The 21,065-nt window shown below is 40.4% G+C and carries 22 protein-coding genes and 1 pseudogene; 12 read left to right on the top strand and 11 right to left on the bottom strand.

The window, feature by feature from the left end:
* Positions 1-280: 280 nt before the first annotated feature.
* The 9 genes from KIV10_RS06890 to KIV10_RS06850 form a co-directional block, all read right to left on the bottom strand.
* Complete coding sequence (locus KIV10_RS06890) at positions 281-829, bottom strand: toxin-antitoxin system YwqK family antitoxin (RefSeq protein WP_214112736.1); 549 nt, start codon at positions 827-829, stop codon at positions 281-283.
* 79 nt (positions 830-908) lie between these two features.
* Complete coding sequence (locus KIV10_RS06885) at positions 909-1,253, bottom strand: hypothetical protein (protein ID WP_214112735.1); 345 nt, start codon at positions 1,251-1,253, stop codon at positions 909-911.
* Positions 1,254-1,562: 309 nt separating this feature from the next.
* Positions 1,563-1,937 carry a hypothetical protein gene (locus tag KIV10_RS06880; protein ID WP_214112734.1) on the bottom strand — a complete coding sequence of 125 codons (375 nt, stop codon included), beginning with the start codon at positions 1,935-1,937 and terminating at the stop codon, positions 1,563-1,565.
* A gap of 187 nt (positions 1,938-2,124) precedes the next feature.
* A complete protein-coding gene (locus KIV10_RS06875) occupies positions 2,125-2,859 on the bottom strand; it encodes a hypothetical protein (RefSeq protein ID WP_214112733.1) in 735 nt (244 codons plus the stop codon).
* 46 nt (positions 2,860-2,905) lie between these two features.
* Positions 2,906-3,409 carry a hypothetical protein gene (locus KIV10_RS06870; protein WP_214112732.1) on the bottom strand — a complete coding sequence of 168 codons (504 nt, stop codon included), beginning with the start codon at positions 3,407-3,409 and terminating at the stop codon, positions 2,906-2,908.
* Between the two features lie 71 nt (positions 3,410-3,480).
* A complete protein-coding gene (locus tag KIV10_RS06865) occupies positions 3,481-4,137 on the bottom strand; it encodes a helix-turn-helix domain-containing protein (RefSeq protein ID WP_214112731.1) in 657 nt (218 codons plus the stop codon).
* A gap of 13 nt (positions 4,138-4,150) precedes the next feature.
* A complete protein-coding gene (locus KIV10_RS06860) occupies positions 4,151-5,767 on the bottom strand; it encodes a tetratricopeptide repeat-containing sensor histidine kinase (protein ID WP_214112730.1) in 1,617 nt (538 codons plus the stop codon).
* 73 nt (positions 5,768-5,840) lie between these two features.
* Positions 5,841-6,008 carry a hypothetical protein gene (locus tag KIV10_RS06855; protein ID WP_214112729.1) on the bottom strand — a complete coding sequence of 56 codons (168 nt, stop codon included), beginning with the start codon at positions 6,006-6,008 and terminating at the stop codon, positions 5,841-5,843.
* 133 nt (positions 6,009-6,141) lie between these two features.
* Positions 6,142-6,321, bottom strand: coding sequence for a hypothetical protein (locus KIV10_RS06850; protein WP_214112728.1), 180 nt, complete (start codon positions 6,319-6,321; stop codon positions 6,142-6,144).
* A 38-nt stretch (positions 6,322-6,359) separates the two neighbouring features.
* Here KIV10_RS06850 and KIV10_RS06845 point away from each other — a divergent pair, with 38 nt between their 5' ends.
* Complete coding sequence (locus tag KIV10_RS06845; RefSeq protein WP_214112727.1) at positions 6,360-7,115, top strand: hypothetical protein; 756 nt, start codon at positions 6,360-6,362, stop codon at positions 7,113-7,115.
* A 191-nt stretch (positions 7,116-7,306) separates the two neighbouring features.
* Here the strand turns inward: KIV10_RS06845 and KIV10_RS06840 are convergent, their stop codons facing one another.
* On the bottom strand, positions 7,307-8,215 hold the full coding sequence (locus tag KIV10_RS06840; protein ID WP_214112726.1) for an AraC family transcriptional regulator: 909 nt from the start codon (positions 8,213-8,215) through the stop codon (positions 7,307-7,309).
* 192 nt (positions 8,216-8,407) lie between these two features.
* On the opposite strand from KIV10_RS06840, the gene hemA reads away from it, so the two are divergent.
* The 11 genes and pseudogenes from hemA (at position 8,408) to hemF (ending at position 18,366) form a co-directional block, all read left to right on the top strand.
* Positions 8,408-9,676, top strand: coding sequence for a glutamyl-tRNA reductase (gene hemA, locus KIV10_RS06835; protein ID WP_214112725.1), 1,269 nt, complete (start codon positions 8,408-8,410; stop codon positions 9,674-9,676).
* Positions 9,673-10,644 (top strand): hydroxymethylbilane synthase, encoded by a 972-nt coding sequence (hemC, locus tag KIV10_RS06830; RefSeq protein ID WP_214112724.1) that lies wholly within the window; start codon positions 9,673-9,675, stop codon positions 10,642-10,644. Before hemA ends, hemC begins: the two co-directional genes overlap by 4 nt.
* Positions 10,641-12,392: a TrkH family potassium uptake protein gene (locus KIV10_RS06825; RefSeq protein ID WP_214112723.1), complete on the top strand. Its 1,752-nt coding sequence runs from the start codon at positions 10,641-10,643 to the stop codon at positions 12,390-12,392. The genes hemC and KIV10_RS06825 overlap by 4 nt, the downstream gene beginning before the upstream one ends.
* A gap of 28 nt (positions 12,393-12,420) precedes the next feature.
* The gene (locus KIV10_RS06820) at positions 12,421-13,125 is read left to right on the top strand and encodes a potassium channel family protein (protein WP_214112722.1); all 705 of its coding nucleotides are present in this window, start codon (positions 12,421-12,423) and stop codon (positions 13,123-13,125) included.
* Positions 13,103-13,783 (top strand): uroporphyrinogen-III synthase, encoded by a 681-nt coding sequence (locus KIV10_RS06815; RefSeq protein WP_214112721.1) that lies wholly within the window; start codon positions 13,103-13,105, stop codon positions 13,781-13,783. The genes KIV10_RS06820 and KIV10_RS06815 overlap by 23 nt, the downstream gene beginning before the upstream one ends.
* Positions 13,784-13,895: 112 nt before the next feature.
* Positions 13,896-14,255, top strand: coding sequence for a four helix bundle protein (locus KIV10_RS06810; protein ID WP_214112720.1), 360 nt, complete (start codon positions 13,896-13,898; stop codon positions 14,253-14,255).
* Positions 14,256-14,380: 125 nt separating this feature from the next.
* On the top strand, positions 14,381-15,409 hold the full coding sequence (gene hemE / locus KIV10_RS06805) for a uroporphyrinogen decarboxylase (RefSeq protein WP_214112719.1): 1,029 nt from the start codon (positions 14,381-14,383) through the stop codon (positions 15,407-15,409).
* A 6-nt stretch (positions 15,410-15,415) separates the two neighbouring features.
* Positions 15,416-15,910, top strand: coding sequence for a DUF6973 domain-containing protein (locus tag KIV10_RS06800; protein ID WP_214112718.1), 495 nt, complete (start codon positions 15,416-15,418; stop codon positions 15,908-15,910).
* Positions 15,911-16,003: 93 nt separating this feature from the next.
* Positions 16,004-16,792 (top strand): EI24 domain-containing protein, encoded by a 789-nt coding sequence (locus KIV10_RS06795; RefSeq protein ID WP_214112717.1) that lies wholly within the window; start codon positions 16,004-16,006, stop codon positions 16,790-16,792.
* A gap of 29 nt (positions 16,793-16,821) precedes the next feature.
* Positions 16,822-17,172, top strand: a pseudogene (locus tag KIV10_RS13905) (transposase); the annotation flags it as partial.
* Between the two features lie 291 nt (positions 17,173-17,463).
* Positions 17,464-18,366: an oxygen-dependent coproporphyrinogen oxidase gene (gene hemF / locus KIV10_RS13900; protein ID WP_246516227.1), complete on the top strand. Its 903-nt coding sequence runs from the start codon at positions 17,464-17,466 to the stop codon at positions 18,364-18,366.
* A gap of 5 nt (positions 18,367-18,371) precedes the next feature.
* Here the strand turns inward: hemF and KIV10_RS06785 are convergent, their stop codons facing one another.
* Positions 18,372-21,023: a DEAD/DEAH box helicase family protein gene (locus KIV10_RS06785; RefSeq protein WP_214112715.1), complete on the bottom strand. Its 2,652-nt coding sequence runs from the start codon at positions 21,021-21,023 to the stop codon at positions 18,372-18,374.
* Between the last annotated feature and the right edge of the window lie 42 nt (positions 21,024-21,065).

The raw sequence follows: 21,065 nt of genomic DNA, 5'->3' as shown, positions 1-21,065 counted from the left end.
ATCAAAAGTTTTAAATCGAAACCTACTTTTTTGTAGGAAGTTTTTCGGCAGTGCTGTTTTTTGTCTTTCATTAAGTCTAGTACTAAAAGGTTTAATTTTTAGTCAACCTATTTCAGGAAAGTACATTGGTCTTAATTATTGCCAACGGTTATGTATATGAGCTGTGGCGTGTCTCGGGACAGACCTTTCCTGATAAAAACTGGCTTTGGGAAATCCGCAGGATTTTCCAAGTGAGGACTGACCAAGCCATAGCTTATATACGGTGTTGCCCACAGTATTTTTATTTTTTTATATTTCCGTTTTCGTATTCTACTTTTTTCTCTAAAATTCCATTATTGTCGAAATATAACCAAATTCCGTTTGCTTTTCCTTTTTTCGTTTTTCCGATTTCCTTTATTGTTCCGTTCTCGTGAAATTTAATATGTTGGCTGTCGTTAAATAAGTCGGAACTTCTAAATGATTTTATAACTCCATTTTCATAAAAGTCAATTAATACTCCGTCTCGCTTTCCATTATTCGATTCGTAAAGATATTGAGGTTTGAACGTATTTTCGTAAAGTAAAAGTCCGAAACCATTCAGTGTGTCATTTTCGAAATGCTTTAGTCCGACAATATTTTCGTTTCGGTCGAATAAAAATCCGCTTCCAGTTTTAAAGCCGTTTTTAGTTTGGACCTCAAATTCTTTAGTTCCGTCAGAACGAAGCTTGGTAATTGTGTCGATTTTTTCAATTTGAGAAGAGTCGGCAGATTTCGGGTCAGTTTTTTGTGAATATCCATTACAACTCACTAAAATCAGAACAATTAGGCTATATATTACGATTTTTGTCATATTGTGGGCAACATGCATATATAAACCACCATTATATATCTCTCACACATCTCTATAATTACTATTTCAAATATAACCTTTATTTTAAAACTCCCTCCAAAATCTCCACCTTCACGTTCAACAATTTAACCTCCTCCTCCAATTGGTCGATGCGCTGTTTAAAGGGCAGGGTTGGGTCTGGGACGTTGGTGGTAAAATAGTCGGGCAGTTGCGCGGCGAGGTCGGCAAAAAAATTATGGCCCAGTGCTAGGCTGTAATGCCAGAGCAGCTCCGTTTTCAGGCTCGTCTTTTTTACATCTGCCTGTAAATATTTGGGGTGGCGGTCCATATTTCTGCACAGTGCTGCCTTTGGCACATTCTGGGCGGTGAGGTGCGCATTCAGCATTTCGCCCACGTTGGGTAGTGCTATTGGTTTTGTGGCCATAAACTTTTACTGCTATCTATTAGTTTGTTATTTTATTCCTTAAAAACATACGTTCTTTTCCTTTTTTACATCCGTTATAGTATTGTAAATCATCCCATAAATTCTTGTAAAACATCTATCTAATTCCTGTATTACATTCTTACCGTTCCTTTGTTTCATTGTTTATATTCCTTTAAAAGATCGTTTATATACCTGCAACACATTCTTTATATTCCTTTTTACGGGTACAAAATGCCTTTATTATATCCGTTTCTCGGTTGATTTATTGGCAAAAAAAGGGCCCCGGAGGACCCTCTTTGGCTATGTTGTCTATTCAGCGGGCGGTGCTGGCGGAGCAAAGTTGGTTGCCGGCCTGCCGCCCCCTTGGCGCTCGAACCTGGGTTTCAAAGACTCATACGCCGTACGCGCATCGGGTACGCCTGCCATAGCGGCCGCCTCGGTAATCTTGTAAATTCCCAAGGCCATGGCATAACTCTCGTGACCCGCAACGCGATCCAAATCGTTCACACGCGTAAGGGCGGTCTGTAGCTTGTTCAAAAGTGGGGCCAGCGCATTTTTCACCTCCAGATCCTTGCGCATGGCGGTCTCGTTGAGGTAGTTCGGCAAATAGGAATCGCCCCCATTGCCAATAACGGTAAGTACATCTTCCACAAATATTTTGTTGTCCACGTTTATGGACAGCATGCTCCGCAGCTGTTCGGGCGTAAGGGCAATACGCGGCAGTGCGCTCAGTAGCGCATTGAGCGCATCGATGGCAGTGGTAATGATAGCCGGATCTATCGTCTCGTCTAAAAGGTTGATGTTTAGGTTTTGCATGATTTTTTGAAGTTTAAGGGTTAGTAAAAAAATATTGAAAGAAATTATTTTTCATTTAGGAACGAATGGCTGTTACCATAACACTTACATATTCTCGTACAAATTTTTCGAGTTTGTCTTCTGGGATTATTTCATAGCCTTTAGAACTCGATCTTTTCTCCCCTTTACAAAAACTTAGTCGTGGATATACCCGATTTGGATTTTTCTTATAAGCTACATTACAGTAGCAGTCATCAGTTTTTTCTATACAAGGCACGTAATTAAATAGATAGCTACCGCCATGCTTGTTGCCGTCTATTACAGTTATTTTAAATTCAATCGTGGCGCCATTCAATAAAAAATTTTCTTCTTCTGCTACCGCTTCTTTACCATCTTTTTGGTAATATATATTGGTATTGTAAGGAACTTCTGTATCTAACCGTACAAGTTCTAATATTAAGTCGGTTCCCGTTAGGTTTTTAATTTCAGCATAATTAATATCTTTTGATTTACCAATAACTTCATTGAATAAACCACGATCCTTTACATCGAACCCTTCCAACAACAATTGCTTTTCTATTGCATTGTACAGATAAGAATTTTGGTCAGCTTGTGTGGATTTGTCTTCTGAAGTAGGAGCCTTTAAAACAATACTTGGGTTAGGATTGGCCCTCATATATTTTTTAATTTCTTCAGTAGTAATTATTTCTTTTTGATTTTTGCCATTGAGTTTTACATAACCCTGCTGTAAGCTGCACGAGCCAAGGGTTATAAAGAGCATTAAGAAGAGTATTCGGTTGGTTGTTTTCATTTTATTTAATTTTAAAGATTAGTTAGTTATATTTTAGGTTATATTGTTAATAGCAATCACATTTCCAATCAAAAATATAAGTGTGAAAGGCCTTGCCCCATGAGCTTATACCATATATTTTAAAATTGCTCCAAGCTGTACTGCTTACACCACAGAAAATGTAGGGTTCGCCTGTAAAATCGTAATCATTACTTTTAAAATAACCCACTACAAAACCAACTCCATCAACTTTATAATAGTTGGCTTTTACCAACATACTGCTGCCAATGCAGGATACGTTATCCCGCGAATCGTAGTTTTCAGTAACAAATTCAAAAATTTCCTGGCAGCTGTATTCTTGGGCATTCCCACTGGCACAGCCCATAAGTAAGACGATAAGGAGTAGTTGTAATTGTTTCATATAACTTGCTTTAAATTTTCCCACCGCCACGGGCCCTACGCTGGCCCGTACTGCGGGGTGGGGAGCGGCAAACATCTCCCCAGAATGATTTGCCGCGTTGGGTACGAAGCTACTGAGGAATGGTCTTGGGTGTACTGTGGAAATCCACACTAGGATGAAAATACTTCAAAAAGAAACAGAGGGTAACGGCATAACTGGGAATAGTATGGCAAGGTGCTGTGCTATATAATGCGAAGGTCGCGCGCAAATAGCACCATTTGCAGGGTAGATTTTGCGCCCAGCACCTCCCGCATATTTTGGATTCTTTTTTCTATATAGCTGCGGCTGTGCCCACCCAATTTATTTTTCTGGATATGTATTGAAATATCCCCTTGGTTTTTTCCGTCGGCCAGCAACTTCAGTATGCAAATATCCAAAGCGGTTAAGGATAGTGGATTCTGTACACTCTCAATTTGGGGTGAAAAATAAGGCTGTCCATTATGCACACGGTGCACGGCCTCCTGCAAATCCCTTAGCCCATTGCGGTCCTTGCATACATAGCCTTCTGCCTGCGTGCGCTCCACTAGTTGTTTAACCGTACCGGGGCGGTCTTCCATACTATAGATGATACAGCGCAGATGGGCATCCCCCGCTTTGGCAGCCAAGGCAAGCTCCGCTCCGTCCTTTAATTTTTCGTCACGGTGGGAGGGTTTAAAACTGAGGTCGGTAATAAGCAACGGGAAGGGGCTACCCTCCATTTGCGCCTTGCGGAGCAGGAGCAGGGCATCATCGCAATACTGGGCAAAGGCAACTTCCCGCACGCCCATTTCCTTCAGCATTCGCTCCACCCCACCGCTTATGTGGTCCATATCTTCCGCTACCAAAACTTTTGTAAACATATCCAGCTTTTTTTTAAAGGGGAATTTCCAGCCGTGCCAGAAAACCTTCCCCCGGTTTGCTCCCAAAGGTAACCTGCCCTTTTATGTTTTCCATACGGTTTTCCACATGCGCCAGTCCCAATCCTTTTTTTGTCTGTGAAAAATCCACGCCCTTGCCATTATCTGAATAGTGTACAACAAGGGCTTTAGGTAGCATTTCAAAGCGAATTGCCACGAGGCTGGCGGCGCTGTGTTTTTTCATATTCACCATCAATTCCTGTAACACACGGTATAGCGTTTCTTTCTGAAAGGCGGAAAATTTTCCCCAGGAAATTTCATGAAGTCCTGCCAAAATCAGTTTGGCGGTTGCGCCCGTGTGTTGGGTAAGCATTTCCTCGAGGGTCTGTGGATAAGCGGCTGAGGTATCAATGGGTGCGTAATTTCTACTGAGGTCCCGGGCAAGGCTATATAGTTTATACAGCTGATTGCTTATAGCTTTTTGGGAGGGTTCCATCTGCACCTGGTCCATAACCTGATAGATGCCATTTGCCAGCTCATCGTGTATTTTTTTTGAAATGCGGGCTTCGGTTTGCCGTATCTGCTTGCGTTTTTCCCTTTTGTGCCGCTCATGCAGACGTTTGAAGATGATGATGGCTACCAACCCTACCGCTATCACAAGAAACAGGTATAATCTTTTTTGCGATTTTTCCTTTTCCCGTTCCAATTCTGCTTCCGCGGTTTTCTTCTGTTCTTTTTCCACGTTGTATTTTACTGAAGCATATTTGTTCTGCGCCAGTTGCCGTTGCTTTTCCAAACTATCGCGAATGGTTTTATAGGCTGTTATTTCTGGATTTTCGCTCATAACCGCAAACAGGGAAAGCGCATCCTCTAAATACGAAATACTGTTGAGTGTCTTGGCTACTTCATAGGCTTTGCCGGCATAAAGAAGGGCAGTTTCCTTTTCGTTTCTTTGAAAATAATATTCCGCCAAATCGTGATAACTGGAATAACGGCCTGGCAGATAGTTCGATTCCTCCCGAATCTGCAATGCTTTTTCCAAATTCTGAAGCGCTTGGGGGTCATCTATTTGGGATTGTATGAAACCTAGGTTGTTGAGAACCATGGCATAGGCAACCGGGTTGCTGTGAATATTGTTTTTTGCTAGTGCTAGTTTCAGTTCATCCAGCGCTTTCCTATAATTGCCCGCGTCCTTATGGATGGTTGCCCTGTTGTTATGGATCGTGATACTGTCAATTTCGGTTTTTGAAAATTGAAGGGCGCTGTCGTAGGCTGAAAGTGCCTTGTTATAATCCAGAGTACTGCGGTAAATTTTTCCCAATTGGTTGTAAAGTCCTTTTCTGGATTCCCTGATTGTGTCGCTTTGAGGGGAGGCATCAATAAGTTTTAGGGCCGCCACTACGGTATTTTCACTCTCATTGCTTTCCCCAAGGTGAAGTTGGCCAATGGCAATCAACCTTAAATCGGCAATGGCCTTATAAACTTTATTCTCTTTAAGATGTTTTTCTTTTTGAAGATTATAAAACTGAATGGCATTGGGAATATCCGTTCTCTGCTTCGGGTTTAGAATAGTATTGTAATAATAAGCGGTGCTATCCAACGGATTTTGCGCATTAAGGAGTATAGTTGGCAAAATCAGAATAAAACAAAAGAGGAATAAAAACAGATATGTTTTCATTCCCCTAATGTACAAATATTACCTGTTTCTACCCGCCAGTATATGGTGGAGGCGGTGGAGGCGGAGGCGGTAAATCGCCATCATCGCCACAACAGGCCTGGGTGTTTTTCGTTTCTTCCGAAAGAGTTTGCGGTGTACAGGAAAACAATCCCATATTCAGTAAAACCGCACATAAAATAAATACTATTTTTTTCATTGTTGAATTTTTAAAAATGGATACTGGTGTGGCCGTCCGGAAATTTTTCCAGATATATTGTAGGCAACACGTTAAGGGAAAGGTGGGGCCTTTCAGTTTTGAGAAGTGTGGAGCGTAGTGGTAAGGTTTTGGGTTACTTCTCAAAAATGGCCCTTGCCATACCCTGCTCTCCAGTAGTGGTATTGAATGCTTTGTAAACCTTCTTACACCAAAGGCGGCATTGCAATACTGAGGCAAATGAAGGAAGAATGGTTTGGAAAGGATGGAAAGAACGTGGAAAGGATGTGGAAAAGATTTTCCAAAGATTTTCCATGCTATTTTGTAGTTTTAAAAAGTTGAATAACAAGGTTTATGCACTGTAAATTATTAATTAACGCTTTTGAAAAGGTTCGCACCGAATTAAAAAAAGATGGAGTAACCCCTTCAGACCATAGGTGTGCGAAAGAACTTTCCGCAATCATTTCCAAGGATTTTATCTACGGCGAAAAAAGGTTAGGTTTTTATTATAAAGAGGCCAAAAACAATCCTGAAAAGGAAGTAGAAATACCCCAACCCCAAGTGCTTTTGGCATTGGCTAAGTATTTGGGATATGAAAATTATGAGGATTTTGTATTGAAAAATGAAAAACGAAAAGAAAGAGAAATGAAAGCTATTGACGAGGATGCCTTATTGCTCGCAAATAATGAAACAAAAGCACAGAATAGAAATAGATTAGAAAATTCAACCAAGGGAAAATGGAATACGAGGAATATTTTGGCAATTGTAGCCGTACTAATTGTGGTAGTTACTTCCATTTATCTGTATACAAGCAGACAAAAATGGATGGTTTGGAAAGAAGATCATTACGAACTGAGCTCATTTGATGCGGACTTGTTTAAAAATGGAATTTTGAAATTATATAACGAGGAGCACTATCAGTATTTAAAGAAAATAAGACCCAGCTGCAAGACAAAATTTTTTAATAACGATGGCACGGAGCGTATTTGGTATGGAAAAAATGCAAGGAATGATTATGAATATTTTACTGCTCTTGCCAAACATCCCGAAACAGGAAAGACCCTAAAACCAATTACAGAATATATCATCAAAAAACATATATGCCAATAAAGCCAACAGCCAACAGCCAACCCACAACAGAAAACAGTCAACAGAAAACAGACAACCGAGAACAGACAACCCACAACAAAGAACAGAGAACAGCCAACAGCCAAAGGCTAAAGGCTAACACCCAACCCCCAACACCCAAAGGCCAAAGGCCAACAGCCAACAACCATCAACCATCAACCATCAACCACCACCTAACTAATCCCCATCAAAAACTTCTTAGGAGTAGTACCAAATTTCTTCTTAAACGCAGCAATAAAATGGCTTGCCGTGCTGTAGCCCACTTTCAGTCCCACCTCGTTTACATTGTGTGAGCCGGTGGCCAGAAGTTGTCGCGCCACTTCCATTTTATAATCAAAAAGAAAACTAAAAACCGAATCCCCGTAAATTTGTTTAAACCCTTCCTTTAGCCTATTTATGGGCAGGTTTATTTCGTCCGCAAGCGCTTGCAGCGTGGGAGGTTCCGCCATTCGTGCGACCATAATCTGCTTCGCCTTCTTTATTTTTGAAACATTTTCCTCATCGGCCAAAAAGGGACACTGCTCCACATCGGCATCCGCAGGGCGATTAAAATAGAGGCTTATAAGTTCATAGGCTTTTCCCTTAAAATAAAGCGATTTTACGCTCGGGTGCAGATTGTAGTTCATCAATTGGTTGAGCACAATGGCCATCGAGGGTGAAATAGTGGCATCTTTGTAATATTTTCGGTCCTTGTTCTCCTCGCTCAAAAAGGTAATATAATTGGCTTCCGAAGAAAAAAAGCCGTGGAATTTATTGATGGGAAGCAACACCGAAAGTACCCAGGAATGGGGGTGTAGTGTCAGGTCCAGGGGTAGATCGCGCTGCGGGTTGTAGAGTAAAAGTGAATTTTCCTCCTTTAGCGGAAGCACATAATTCCCTTCATTAAATATAAACGCCGCAGAGCCCTTGATACAAAAATGGAACTGCACAAAATTGGAACTTACCTCTCTTTTAAAATGCTGGTTTTCATTGGTTTCATTACTGAATTTCAAAATAAAGAAACCAGAATCGATGGTAGTCTCTTCATAAAAACTTACCTTTTCGGCAAGTAAACTTGTAGCGACATTTTTTTGTGCTTCCATGGCAATCTATATGTATTTCTATTTAGAATAGTTCTAAATTAATCGGTTAGCTATGGCCGTTTGAACTGCGAATTTACTGCATTCAAGAAGGGAAATATCTAAATTTTAAGGAAAATTAACAGGTAGCGACACAAAAGATACCGCTGGCGTTATTTTTTAAAAAAGGATGCCCTTACATTTGCCCTGTTTTATATGGAGAACCTTTCCCAAAAATATATTTCAATAGTTCCCGAAGGTCATTTCTACGCCATCGGCCTCAATTACAAAAAGGCAGATGCCGAGATACGTGGACATTTCAGCATTTCTGAAATGGCCACCCAGCGTATTCTCGAGCAAGCCAAAGCTGAGGGGATTCCGTCCCTTTCCGTAGTCTCCACCTGCAACCGCACCGAATTATACGGCTTTGCGCAGAATTCATTCCAACTCATAAAATTGCTTTGCGAGCATACCAACGGTACCGTGGAGGAATTTGAAAAAGTGGCGTACGTTCACAAAGATAAAGAGGCAGTGTCCCACCTTTTCCGCGTGGCTACAGGTTTGGACAGTCAGATATTGGGCGACTTTGAAATTATAAGCCAATTGCGTAAAAGCTTCAAAAGATCAAAGAAAATGGGGATCATCAACCCATTTATGGAGCGTTTGGCAAATTCCGCAATACAGGCAAGCAAGCGCATCAAGAACGAGACGGGCATTTCCTCTGGCGCAACCTCTGTGAGCTTTGCGGCTGTGCAGTACATTATTGCCCGCGTTCCCTATGTTTCTGAAAAAAATATTCTGCTCTTCGGAACAGGAAAAATAGGAAGAAATACCTGCGAAAACTTGATAAAACACACCAAGAACAAACACATTACCCTTATAAACAGGACTAAAGACAAAGCCGAAAAAGTGGCGGGTAAATTCAACCTAATAGTAAAGGACTATGCGGACATACAGAGTGAAATCGCCCAGACCGATGTACTTGTAGTCGCAACCGGCGCACAGCAGCCCACCATTTCAAAGGAATTGCTGTACATCAAAAAGCCGTTGCTCATTTTGGATCTTTCCATCCCAAAAAATGTTTCGGATGATGTGCTGGAAAACGAACTGGTTACCTTGGTCCATTTGGACGATCTTTCCGCGGTAACGGACCAAACGCTGGAAAAGCGGACTTCCCAATTGCCTTTGGCCAAAAGTATCATTGCTGAAATTGAAACCGAATTCAATCAGTGGGCGGAAAACCGAAAGTTTGCCCCTACCATCAAGGCTTTAAAGACAAAATTATCAGAAATAAAGGCAGGTGAAATTGATTTCCAAAGAAAGAAAATCAACGGGTTCAATGAAGAACAGGCCGAAATAATCAGCAATAGGTTAATACAGAAAATTACGACCCACTTCGCCAATCATCTTAAAGGCGATGAAGGTTCTTCCGAAAGTATTGAACTCATTCGAAGGGTTTTCCAACTTGAAACTTCTACCCATTGAAAAAGGTAATCCGCATTGGCACGCGCGACAGTGAATTGGCGCTTTGGCAAGCAAACACGGTAAAATCCAGACTCGAGGCGTTGGGTTACACCACCCAATTGGTTCCCGTAAAATCCACAGGCGATCTTATTCTGGACAAACCGCTGTACGAAATGGGAATTACCGGAATATTCACCAAAACGCTGGATGTTGCCATGCTCAACGGCACCGTGGATATCGCCGTGCACAGTATGAAGGACGTTCCTACCCAATTGCCCCTAGGCATCGTGCAGACTGCCGTCCTGGAGCGCGAGGCTACGGAAGATATTTTGGTAACAAAAGGCACGGTCGATTTTGAGAGTCCCTGCACCATTGCCACGGGAAGCCTACGCCGAAAAGCGCAATGGCTCCACCGATACCCGCACCACACTGTTGTGGATTTACGTGGAAATGTAAACACACGCCTTCAAAAATTAAATGACAATAATTGGCAAGGAGCCATCTTTGCGAAAGCAGGATTGGAGCGTCTGGGATTTGTTGATGGCAAACGTATTAAAAGCCCCTCCTTTGGAGGGGTTGGGGAGGACCTTGACTGGATGCTTCCCGCCGCGGCGCAGGGAGCTATGGTCGTAGTGGCTTTGGAAAAGGATGAATTTTCAAGGGAAGCCACAGCGCAACTGAACCATCCGGAATCTGAATTGGCTACTTTTTTGGAACGTGACTTCCTCCGCACCCTCGAAGGCGGATGTACCGCTCCCATTGGGGCTTCAGCAGAAATTATGGATTCTGAAATACGGTTTAAGGGCTGCCTCTTTTCATTGGATGGAAAAACGAAGATTGAATTGGAAAAGAATTCAGCAATAACTGAAGAGCAATTGAAAACTTCCCATTTTAAGGATAACCTCCGTCTTGGCAGGGATTGCGCCCTGGAAATTTTGGGCAACGGCGGCGCGGAATTGATGGCATCGATTAAAGAAAAACTTGTATGAGTCTTTGGAACAAAACAAAGACCACAGACATTGCAGTCTGGTTTCTGGACTTGATTCTTCTCGCATTTCTTATTTTCGATTTTGGGTACGAAAACTTCAAGGATTTTAGGCATTATAAACTCATTGTGTTGCCCACCCTACTTTTTGCGCTTATCGCCTTCAATTGCTACAAATATTACAGGTTTAAAAACGAAACTACGGTCAGGCGAAGCACGCGTATAAGCCTAATCATACTATTGCTTCTCGTATTTCTGGAAGTAATTATTATTTTGGCCAACTACGAAACCTCTTTCGTGGAAACTTTTTTCAATGCGCGCTACGTCATAGAATATGGACTTCTCATTTACTTTTTTATCCGCCTCACTTTTTTTCTTCGGAAAATATATGGCCTGTACTTCAATCCCGCCATTCTCTTCGTGGGTAGTTTTGCCATTATTGCACTTGCCGGAACGTTTTTGCTGTTATTGCCAAGCGCCACCACCGCGGGCATTACATTTACTGATGCGCTTTTTACCGCTACCAGCGCCACAGCCGTTACAGGCCTGATAGTAGTAGATACCGCAAAGGATTTTACACCTTTCGGCCAAACGGTTATTATGATATTGTTCCAAGTGGGCGGTCTGGGGATGCTTACCTTTACCTCCTTCTTCGCATATTTCTTCAAAAGTGGCGCTTCTTTCAAGGAAAGTCTCTATATGAAAGACATTATTGGCCACGAAAAACTGAACAGTGTAATGAAAACGGTTATGCAGATAGTGCTTTTTTCACTGGTACTGGAAGCCATTGGTGCTGCGCTTATCTATCATTCCCTGGAAGAAAACGCTTCCTTTAAAAGCAAAGGATTTTTTGCTATTTTCCACGCCATTTCAGCCTATTGCAATGCTGGGTTTTCCTTGGCATCAAATGGACTTTACGATATAAGCCTTCGTTTTAACTACTATATGCAGTGGGTGGTTATGGCGCTCATCGTTTTTGGTGGCCTCGGCTATCATATTGCGGATAACATCATTCAGTACCTCAAGCAATTTATACATAACATTCTCAACAAAAAGAAAAAGGTTTTTATCGCCCGCGTAATAAATCTGAACACGAAAATCGTTCTGTACACCACCGCAATCCTCATAGCTGCAGGGGCATTGTTCTTTCTTTTTTCGGAACAGCGTACGCATTTATTGAACCATCAAACCGCTTTCGGAAAGTTTACCACGGCTATGTTTTCTTCGGTGACGGCACGTACTGCGGGGTTCAATACAGTAGATTTCGCAGATTTTACCATTCCCGGAATTCTGTTTATGATTTTTTTAATGTGGATAGGGGCTTCGCCAGCTTCCACGGGTGGCGGGATTAAAACGACCACCTTTGCATTGGCAACCCTAAATATATTTTCCATTGCGAAGGACAAAAAATACATTGAAATAGGAACACGCCGCGTGGCCACCGAAGCCGTTCAGCGCGCTTTCGCCATTATATCCATTTCGCTTGCTTGCATTGGCACGGGTATCCTGCTGTTGCTTATCTTTAATCCAGAATTCTCGCTGTTACAGATTGCTTTTGAAGTATTTTCTGCATTCAGTACCGTTGGGCTTTCGCTGGGCATTACCTCCCAACTTTCGGAAAACAGCAAATATGTAATTATCTTTTTGATGTTTTTTGGAAGGATTGGCCTGCTCAATTTAATGATAGGTCTGCTGAAAAGTGTCGGGAAAACGGATTATACCTATCCCGAGGAGAATATTTTAATAAATTAAATCGGTTACCGCCGGAAAAAAATAGAGTATGAAAATTGTAGTCATTGGTCTCGGAAACTTCGGAATGTCCCTCGCCATTAACCTATCCAACACTGGGAATGAGGTGATTGTGGCAGATCACGATCTGGAAAAAGTGGAGCTTGTAAAGAACAAGGTTGCCCACGCCGTAGCGCTCGACGCAACCAATGAAACTGCCTACAATGCGCTGCCGCTCAACAATGCAGACTTGGCAATTATTGCCATTGGCGAGCGTAACGGAGCCTCCATTATGAGCACGGCAATCGTCAAGAAACTCACAAAGGCAAAGATCATCGCACGTTCTGCATCTGCGTTGGAAGATACTATTTTGGAAGCTATGGGCGTGGATCAGATTATCCACCCAGAGCAGGAATATGCCGAGCGGTTTACCAAAAAAATAAACCTGAAGGGAAGTATAGACAATTTCGAAATTGATGAGGAATATCTGGTTTCCGAAGTTGAGGTTAGTAAGGAATTGGTGGGGCAAACCATTCAATCCTCAAACTTCCGTGAAATCCACAACTTGAACATCATTACCATCATCCGGAAAAAACAGCATACCAATCTCTTGGGAAGAAAATTGGAAAAGCGCGAAGTGGCTGGGCTCCCCACGCCAGACGTGGTGTACCAGCGGGGCGATATATTGGTGGTTTTTGGAAAGGATAGCGACATCAAAAAATATCTAAAAAGCAATGCCGACGGTTTTATCAACTAAAAAATTGAAGCTGAACCAAAAATCGCTATTGCTGAACGCGGGGATTTCGCTGGTGGAATACGATGCCATAAATATTGACCTTGTTTCTTTTGAAGCGCCTAAAAGTATTGAAAATGCAATCTTTACCAGCCAAAATGCCATCAAGTCATTCGTTGGAAATGTCCATTCGAGCGCAGTCGAGAACGCTTTCTGTGTGGGTGAAAAAACAAAATCACTTTTGGAGCAAAATGGTTTTAAGGTGAATAAAATGAGTGAATATGCTTCCGAATTGGCAGATTTTATCGTGGAGAATCATAAAAATGAATCGTTTCATTTTTTCTGCGGAAATATTCGAAAGGATGAAATTCCTTCAAAATTGAGAGAGAACGGTATTGAATTGAAAGAAATTGAAGTATATAAAACGAAACTGAATCCGAAGAAATTCCAAAGAACTTTTGACGCCATTCTTATTTTCAGTCCAAGTGGCGTGAGAAGCTATTGCGAAGCAAACCTGCAAGGTAATGCCGCAGGTAACCATATATATTCAACAATGATGATTTGTATAGGAAAATCAACTGCCAATGAAGCCAAAAAATATACAGAAAACGTGGTAATAGCAAACACCACGACTATAGAAAGTGTAATTACGAAAACGGTGAAAAGCTTGAATGGCTTTTAGCTCTTGGCCGTTAGCTCTTAGAAAAAAAATCCAAAAAATCCAAAATTACAAATACTATCAAATAACAGAATAAGTTAGCGACACAGAGCCAACACACTTAATTGCGAAAATAATGAGAAACTTCCGAGAGCTTGAAATATGGAAAAATGGAATTTTCATTGTTGAAAAAATATATGAAATTTCGGTAAAACTCCCTATTGATGAACGATTTGGTTTAAAAAGTCAAATTACAAGAGCTGCCATTTCTATACCTTCAAACATAGCTGAGGGCTGTAGCAGAAATAGTGAAATAGAATTTAAACGATTTTTGGAAATTGCCATGGGTTCATTGTTTGAAGTAGAAACCCAATTAACTATTTGCATACGGTTGGATTTTTTACAGGAAACAGAGCTAAATGATTTATTTCAAATATTAAATTCTGAAGCAAAAATGATCAATAGTCTAATAACAAAAATAAAAACACATAGTTAAAGAGCCAACAGCCAAGAGCCAAGAGCCAAGAGCCAAGAGCCAAAAGCCAAAAGCAAAACCCAAAAGCCAACAGCCAAAACCCAACAGCCAAAACCCAAAACCCAACAGCCAAAAGCTAAAAAAAAATGATAAAAAACGACCTATTTTTAAAAGCACTACGCGGTGAAACCGTGGAAAGACCGCCCGTCTGGATGATGCGCCAAGCAGGAAGGTATTTACCGGAATTCCAAGAAATAAAACAGAAATACGATTTTTTCACGCGCTGCCAAACGCCTGAACTTGCAAGCGAAATTACCGTACAGCCCATCCGCCGATACGGAATGGATGCCGCGATATTGTTTAGCGATATTTTGGTGATTCCGCAGGCGATGAATATTCACGTAGAGATGAAGCCCGGTGTGGGGCCTTGGCTACCGGACCCCATCCGCGCTGCGAAAGATTTGGAACGCGTTATTGTGCCAGACATCAACGAAACATTGGGGTATGTGATGGACGCCATAAAAATGACAAAGGAAAAATTGAACAATGAGATTCCGCTGATTGGTTTTGCGGGCAGCCCGTGGACTATTTTGTGCTATTGTGTGCAGGGGCAAGGTTCCAAAAACTTTGACATCGCAAAGCAATTCTGCTTTACAAAACCTACAGAAGCGCACCAATTGCTTCAAAAAATTACGGATACCACCATTCTTTATTTAAAGGAAAAAGTGAAGTCTGGCGTAAATGCCGTGCAGGTGTTTGATAGTTGGGGCGGTATGCTTTCGCCTTCGGATTATCAAGAATTCAGTTGGAAATACATTCAGCAGATTATTGATGCCCTAAAAGATGAAACACACGTTATCGCTTTCGGGAAAGGATGTTGGTTTGCGCTGGATGTAATGTCAAAAAGTGGCGCCTCGGCGTTGGGCGTGGATTGGACCTGTTCACCAAAAAACGCACGTTATTTGACTGGCGGAAAAATCACCCTTCAGGGAAATTTTGACCCTACGCGACTCTTTAGCCCACCTTCAGAAATAAAGAAGATGGTAAAGAAAATGATTGATGAATTCGGAAAAGACCGATATATTGTAAACCTCGGACATGGTATTTTACCGAATATTCCGTTGGAAAATGCCGGTGCTTTTATTGAAGCAGTAAAGGAATACCGGGTTGGGTAAATGAATATGCTGTCGCGCATAAGTGAGCTGAATTTCGCTAAATTATGGCGACTGGCGGCGGTGGGTCTGCAAAACCCGTTGATGGTTTGGCCCACATTCAAGGCAACGAAAAAAACGATGGAAATCTGTGATTCTCTTTTTGGAAAGGAACATCACAAAAACAATAGTACCAACGCTTTTAGGCATGCGCTGTGGAATATTTTGATATGCAAATACACTACTGCTCGTGGAAGGTCATTAAAACCAAGTAGGACTAACAAATCGATTGCGTGGGCGGAAAAGATAACTTCATTTCACGAAAAATTAATGCCGAATAAACCTTTGGAAAAGGCTATGGACCTTCATAACAATAAAATGGGAAGAAATTATTTTAAAGAACTTAAAGATGCTTCCGAAGAAGAAGTTATTGATTTTCTGAAAGTTAAAATGGATGAAGCGCAAAGGGTTGCAAATGTTGAGGAAATTGAAAGTCACAGAAATAAATTGGTTTATATTGAATAATCTATCCTACAAGGTCTCCAAGACATCCTGCAAGGTCTCCAAGACCTTGTAGGTATAAAGAAAAAACCTTGCAAGTCGAAATAAAAAATGCATATGCTCACAAACATTCTAAAAGCAATAAAAGCATACGGCGGGACTTTTGCGCTTATCAATAAACTTAAGCTTTGGAAGTATTTTGGCGTGCCTATGGCAATCAGTTTTTTAACTGCGGTTTTGATTGGTTTTTCAGCGTGGGGCTTGAGCGATAATTTGGGAGCCATTATTTCTAAAATCTGGTTTTGGGAGTGGGGTGCTGAAACTTTTAGATCCATAAGTAATTTCATTGGGGGAATTATCATCGTCACATTGGGAATAATTCTCTACCGCCATATAGTTATGGCTTTGAGCGCACCTTTTATGAGTCCGGTTTCGGAGAAAATTGAAAAGCACCTTTTTGGGGAAAATCATTCACATAGAAAAACCACAAATACGGAACAGTTATGGCGCGGAGTGCGCATTAATGTGCGCAATTTGTTGATGGAATTACTGCTTACCATTCCCATAATTTTGATAGGATTTATCCCTGTGGTTGGTGTAATTTCTTCGGTATTGCTATTTGTGATGCAAAGTTACTACGCTGGTTTTGGGAATATGGATTATACCTTGGAACGACATTTCAAGTATCGGGAAAGCATACAATTTGTTAAGAGAAATCGCGGTTTGGCTATTGGTAATGGAATAGTTTTCATGCTGATGCTGCTAATACCCGTTATTGGAATTATTATGGTGTTGCCGCTATCTGTAACCGCTGCGAGTACGGAAACGTTGAAGGTTATCGACTCTTCCTGCAAGGTCTCTAAGACATCCTGCAAGGTCTCCAAGACATCCTGCAAGGGTCTCTAAGACCTTGTAGGTTTAATTTAACGATTATTATGAGGATAGAAAAAATAGAACAATCGCATTATTACCATATATACAACCGTGGAATAAATGGAGCTACTATTTTTAAAACTGATGAGAACAAGCGTTATTTTCTTCAGTTATTTGGAAAATATATGTCATCAAATGTTGAGGTTTATGCTTATTGTTTGATGGATAACCACTTTCACTTTCTAATAAAAGTTGATTCTCAAGGAAATGAATTTACCAAAAACATTTCCAATTTTTTAAATGCCTATGCAAAGGCATATAACAAATTTGTAGGAAGAACTGGAAGTTTATTCGAAAAGCATTTCAAAAGAAAAAAAATAACGGATGAGAATTATTTAAAAAATTTATTGATTTATATACATAAAAATCCATCAGAATTTGAGGATTACAAAAATTTTAAATATTCTTCATTTCATCATTATTTGAAAAAGAGTCAACCAGAATATTTTAATATCTCTAAGGAATATGTCATAAACAATCTCTTCGATTCATTAGAAAATATGAAAGATTCGCACAAAGGAAAAATAGATGTAATTGAGGAAGTTTTGGGCAGTGAAGACCTACAAGGTGGCCTGCGGCAACACCTTGCAGGAGATTCATCTACAAAGAATAAAGTGAACAATTTTGCAGAAAAAGAAACTTTTATGAAAAAACAATTTGTTACATACATTAAAAATCTCCAAAACCAGATCACTTCCGCTTTGGAAGAAATGGATGGTTCGGCAAAATTCAAGGAAGATAATTGGACCCGACCCGAAGGTGGTGGCGGCAGAACACGCGTTTTTGAGAACGGTGCTGTTTTTGAAAAAGGCGGCGTAAACACCAGCGAGGTATTTGGGAAGTTGCCGGAAAGCATGCAACAATATTTTGGCGTAAAGGATGCCGATTTCTTTGCTTGCGGACTCAGTCTGGTGCTTCACCCGAAAAATCCCTTTGTGCCCACGGTTCACGCTAACTGGCGCTATTTTGAAATGTACGATGCCGAAGGTAATATTGTAGATAGCTGGTTTGGCGGCGGACAAGATTTAACGCCCTATTATCTCTTTGAGGAAGATGCCAAACATTTTCATAAAATTTGCAAAAATGCTTGCGATAAACACAATCCCACATTTTATGAGAACTACAAAAAACGGTGCGATGAGTACTTTTGGAATGCGCACAGGAATGAGGCACGTGGCATTGGCGGATTGTTTTTCGATTATTTGAAGGAAAATGAAGCGATGAAAATGCAGGATTGGTATCATTTTGTGACCGAGGTGGGCAACAGTTTTTTGGATTGCTATCTTCCCATCGTTGAAAAAAGAAAGGATATACCATATTCCAAAGAGCAACGGGATTGGCAGGAAATCCGCCGTGGGCGGTATGTAGAGTTCAATTTGGTTCACGATAAGGGCACGCTGTTCGGGTTAAGGACCAATGGCCGCATTGAGAGTATTTTAATGAGTTTGCCACCGGTAGTGCAGTGGAAATATGATCATCATCCGAAAGCGGGAAGCGAGGAAGCGAAGTTGGTTGCCGTTTTACAGAATCCGAAGGAGTGGGTTTAATTTTTTTATTTCCAAATCAATCCTTTTTTGGAAATTAATTTTTCTTCCGTTTGAAAATAATGAAACCGGGCTTTCAGCAATAATTTTCTGCCTTCTTTATTTCTGGTGAAGCTTAAATGTGAATTGCTATGGAATTTTTGCCAATGCCCAAAAAATATTTCAGCGTCCGTTTTTCTTTCACCGAATACCTTTGGAACGCTGTAATAATTTGAAACCCCGACTTTTTTACGCAGCCACCCGGATTTGGTTATCAAATATCTGGGATTTTCAATTGGTGCTAAAATTTCTTCCAAGTAGTCAACAAATAATAAGCTTTCCTTAACGGAAGCACCTGTCAAAAAACATGCAATTCCACCATCGTTGCTTTCTTCAATAATAATATTTAGTTCACAACTGGGGGTTTTAATAATTCCTTTTTCCAGCATTGCTCCTTTTAAGGATTGGGCAAATTTGTACAATTGCTTGTGGCGCCTACCATACTTCAAATAAAGCTTAAGCGCACTAATAGTTTTGGGAAGAAACAATACAAAAATTCCACTCATAATTGCATAGAAAAAATAAACCAATCCTTTGGAAAATAAGGTTACGATGTTATTTATTACAAGCTGTGGAAGAGAAAGAAGCAGAAGAGAAAAAAGCTCTATGGATGAATATTTAACCAAATCCCGATAATAGAATTTTCGAGTTTTTTTAGCTTTTGATTCTCTGTTAAAGTTCAATTTCAATTCACGTATCAAAACTTTTCCGTTACCTATTGCCGCATTCCAGCGAACTTTTGATTGTTTTCTGTTTTTAGCCAGAGAAACCATTTTTTCATTTAATTCTTCAATTTTTGGAAGTTTTGGGACAATTTCCAGCCGATCGATTCCGTTCTCTATAAATAAGTCTCCTTCCAATGAAATTCCGCAGAAGGCGTTAAATCTTCGGATGAGCATCTCTATATCTGCCCCGCCCATCTCGCTAGTTTTATCAATACAGGCAATATGCCAAATATTTGCAATTTTTTCGGGATTCTTCGGATTTATACGTATGGCGCGCCCACGCATTTGGTTGGACGTTACAAACGAACCTACAAATGAGGCCATAATTAATGTGTTGATTGCGGGTGCATCCCAACCTTCCCCAAGTAATGATTTTGTCCCAATAAGCACCTCAATATTTCCTTGTTCAAACAATTGCGTTATTGCGCCAACCATTTCCATTTTACCGCTTTCGGTAGGTTTTATCAAAACATATTCGCTGTCCCACAATATTTCCTGTGAGAAGGCATCCGAAAGGAATTTGTCCTTCAATTTTTGAACAATGGAATTATGTATTATAATAAGCGAACCTGTAAGCACGGCAAGCTTACTTTTTTGAAAGGATAATTCTGAATCTCTTTTTATGGTATGACGCAAAAACTGAAATATAGGCACGACCCCCAATTTGTTTATTTCTGAAATGGAATCACCATACTTAAAGTCTAAAAATTCTTTTCGGATATAATCCGTGAGGATTACCATCCGCAGATTCTCCTTAAGATTTGAAGCTTCAACCTTTACTATTTCAGCAATACTTTTAAGTTTAGTGGGACTTTGCGATAATGTGCGATATAAACGATTTTCACCAACAAGATTTATACGCTTATTTTCAAAGGCACCAATTTTTCTCAGGTCTTTTTCAATTGTGTCCAGCAGTGCCTCGTCTTCAATAAATTCGGTTCTGTTTACAATTAAAATAGGTTGTAACAAAGCTTCAACCCATTCATAATTCAGTGAAGGAAATGATATGTTTTTAGATTTTACACCTAAAATTTCAATTTTTTCTGAAGGAATAACGAAATCTATTGAGTTTAAAAATATAAGTATAGCCGAGTATAAACTTGGATTTTCATAGATTTCTTCCAAGCTATCCTCTGTATTACGATAATATGGGTGGCGAAGGATGAAATCTTGGAATTGCATATTGCTTTTTAGGTTTGAAACAAAAGAAACTAATTGCTCCCTATATTTTATTATGTAGCGAATCTGTTCTTGCTCGGGTTCGGAAAAATAAATATAATCCTGATGGGGACATAGATTTTCTGCCTTTACCAATTCCGGCAAGCTAATTTCCATATCAATGGGTCCGCAAAGTTGAAAATAGTTTGCAATTTCACTTAAATCACTATCATAGGGAGGGGTGGCGGTTAATGAAATAAGAATACAATCGGGTAATTTTTTCAATGCGAAAAGAGGCTTCCACCACTCATTTTTAAGGTGGTGCGCTTCGTCTAAAACAATGCATTCAATTCCCGACTTTTTAAAATGATTTTCAATTTTTTCGTGCGAGCCATCCAAATCCTTTTTAAAAAATGAATGAAGCGATTGGTAGGTGGAAAAAGTTATCGTAGCAGGGTTTTTTATATCAAAGGAAATTGAGATTGAATTTTCACCTTTTACAAAACACTGTTGCATCCTCTCATTCCATTGATTTCTAATTGTGAGCGTAGGTGCCAGAATAAGGGTTTTCTTATTTATCCGGCGAACCATTTCTAACCCCAAAACAGTTTTGCCTGACCCGGGAGGCGCTACTAAATGCAAATGGCCATCCTCCAGATGCAATGGAAAATCATCCAGAAAGCGCTGCTGATATGCGCGCCAGTTATATTTAAAATGAAGTGAGGATAGCGGGTTCAAATGATGGAAGGCTCAGATTATAATGGTAAATTTGTGCTGCTA

The sequence above is a fragment of the Aequorivita echinoideorum genome (assembly GCF_018476645.1).
Lineage (GTDB): Bacteria > Bacteroidota > Bacteroidia > Flavobacteriales > Flavobacteriaceae > Aequorivita > Aequorivita echinoideorum.
The sequence above is the reverse complement of the archived record's forward strand: the minus strand, read 5'-3'. Positions and strand labels throughout refer to the sequence as shown.

What these genes read in the sequence shown, in the direction of transcription:
- KIV10_RS06890 (WP_214112736.1), bottom strand. Translation starts at nt 829, where the DNA reads ATGACAAAAATCGTAATATATAGCCTAATTGTTCTGATTTTAGTGAGT.
- KIV10_RS06885 (WP_214112735.1), bottom strand. Translation starts at nt 1,253, where the DNA reads ATGGCCACAAAACCAATAGCACTACCCAACGTGGGCGAAATGCTGAAT.
- KIV10_RS06880 (WP_214112734.1), bottom strand. Translation starts at nt 1,937, where the DNA reads ATGCTGTCCATAAACGTGGACAACAAAATATTTGTGGAAGATGTACTT.
- KIV10_RS06875 (WP_214112733.1), bottom strand. Translation starts at nt 2,859, where the DNA reads ATGAAAACAACCAACCGAATACTCTTCTTAATGCTCTTTATAACCCTT.
- KIV10_RS06865 (WP_214112731.1), bottom strand. Translation starts at nt 4,137, where the DNA reads ATGTTTACAAAAGTTTTGGTAGCGGAAGATATGGACCACATAAGCGGT.
- KIV10_RS06855 (WP_214112729.1), bottom strand. Translation starts at nt 6,008, where the DNA reads ATGAAAAAAATAGTATTTATTTTATGTGCGGTTTTACTGAATATGGGA.
- KIV10_RS06850 (WP_214112728.1), bottom strand. Translation starts at nt 6,321, where the DNA reads ATGGAAAATCTTTGGAAAATCTTTTCCACATCCTTTCCACGTTCTTTC.
- KIV10_RS06845 (WP_214112727.1), top strand. Translation starts at nt 6,360, where the DNA reads ATGCACTGTAAATTATTAATTAACGCTTTTGAAAAGGTTCGCACCGAA.
- KIV10_RS06840 (WP_214112726.1), bottom strand. Translation starts at nt 8,215, where the DNA reads ATGGAAGCACAAAAAAATGTCGCTACAAGTTTACTTGCCGAAAAGGTA.
- hemA (WP_214112725.1), top strand. Translation starts at nt 8,408, where the DNA reads ATGGAGAACCTTTCCCAAAAATATATTTCAATAGTTCCCGAAGGTCAT.
- KIV10_RS06825 (WP_214112723.1), top strand. Translation starts at nt 10,641, where the DNA reads ATGAGTCTTTGGAACAAAACAAAGACCACAGACATTGCAGTCTGGTTT.
- KIV10_RS06820 (WP_214112722.1), top strand. Translation starts at nt 12,421, where the DNA reads ATGAAAATTGTAGTCATTGGTCTCGGAAACTTCGGAATGTCCCTCGCC.
- KIV10_RS06815 (WP_214112721.1), top strand. Translation starts at nt 13,103, where the DNA reads ATGCCGACGGTTTTATCAACTAAAAAATTGAAGCTGAACCAAAAATCG.
- KIV10_RS06810 (WP_214112720.1), top strand. Translation starts at nt 13,896, where the DNA reads ATGAGAAACTTCCGAGAGCTTGAAATATGGAAAAATGGAATTTTCATT.
- hemE (WP_214112719.1), top strand. Translation starts at nt 14,381, where the DNA reads ATGATAAAAAACGACCTATTTTTAAAAGCACTACGCGGTGAAACCGTG.
- KIV10_RS06800 (WP_214112718.1), top strand. Translation starts at nt 15,416, where the DNA reads ATGCTGTCGCGCATAAGTGAGCTGAATTTCGCTAAATTATGGCGACTG.
- KIV10_RS06795 (WP_214112717.1), top strand. Translation starts at nt 16,004, where the DNA reads ATGCTCACAAACATTCTAAAAGCAATAAAAGCATACGGCGGGACTTTT.
- hemF (WP_246516227.1), top strand. Translation starts at nt 17,464, where the DNA reads ATGAAAAAACAATTTGTTACATACATTAAAAATCTCCAAAACCAGATC.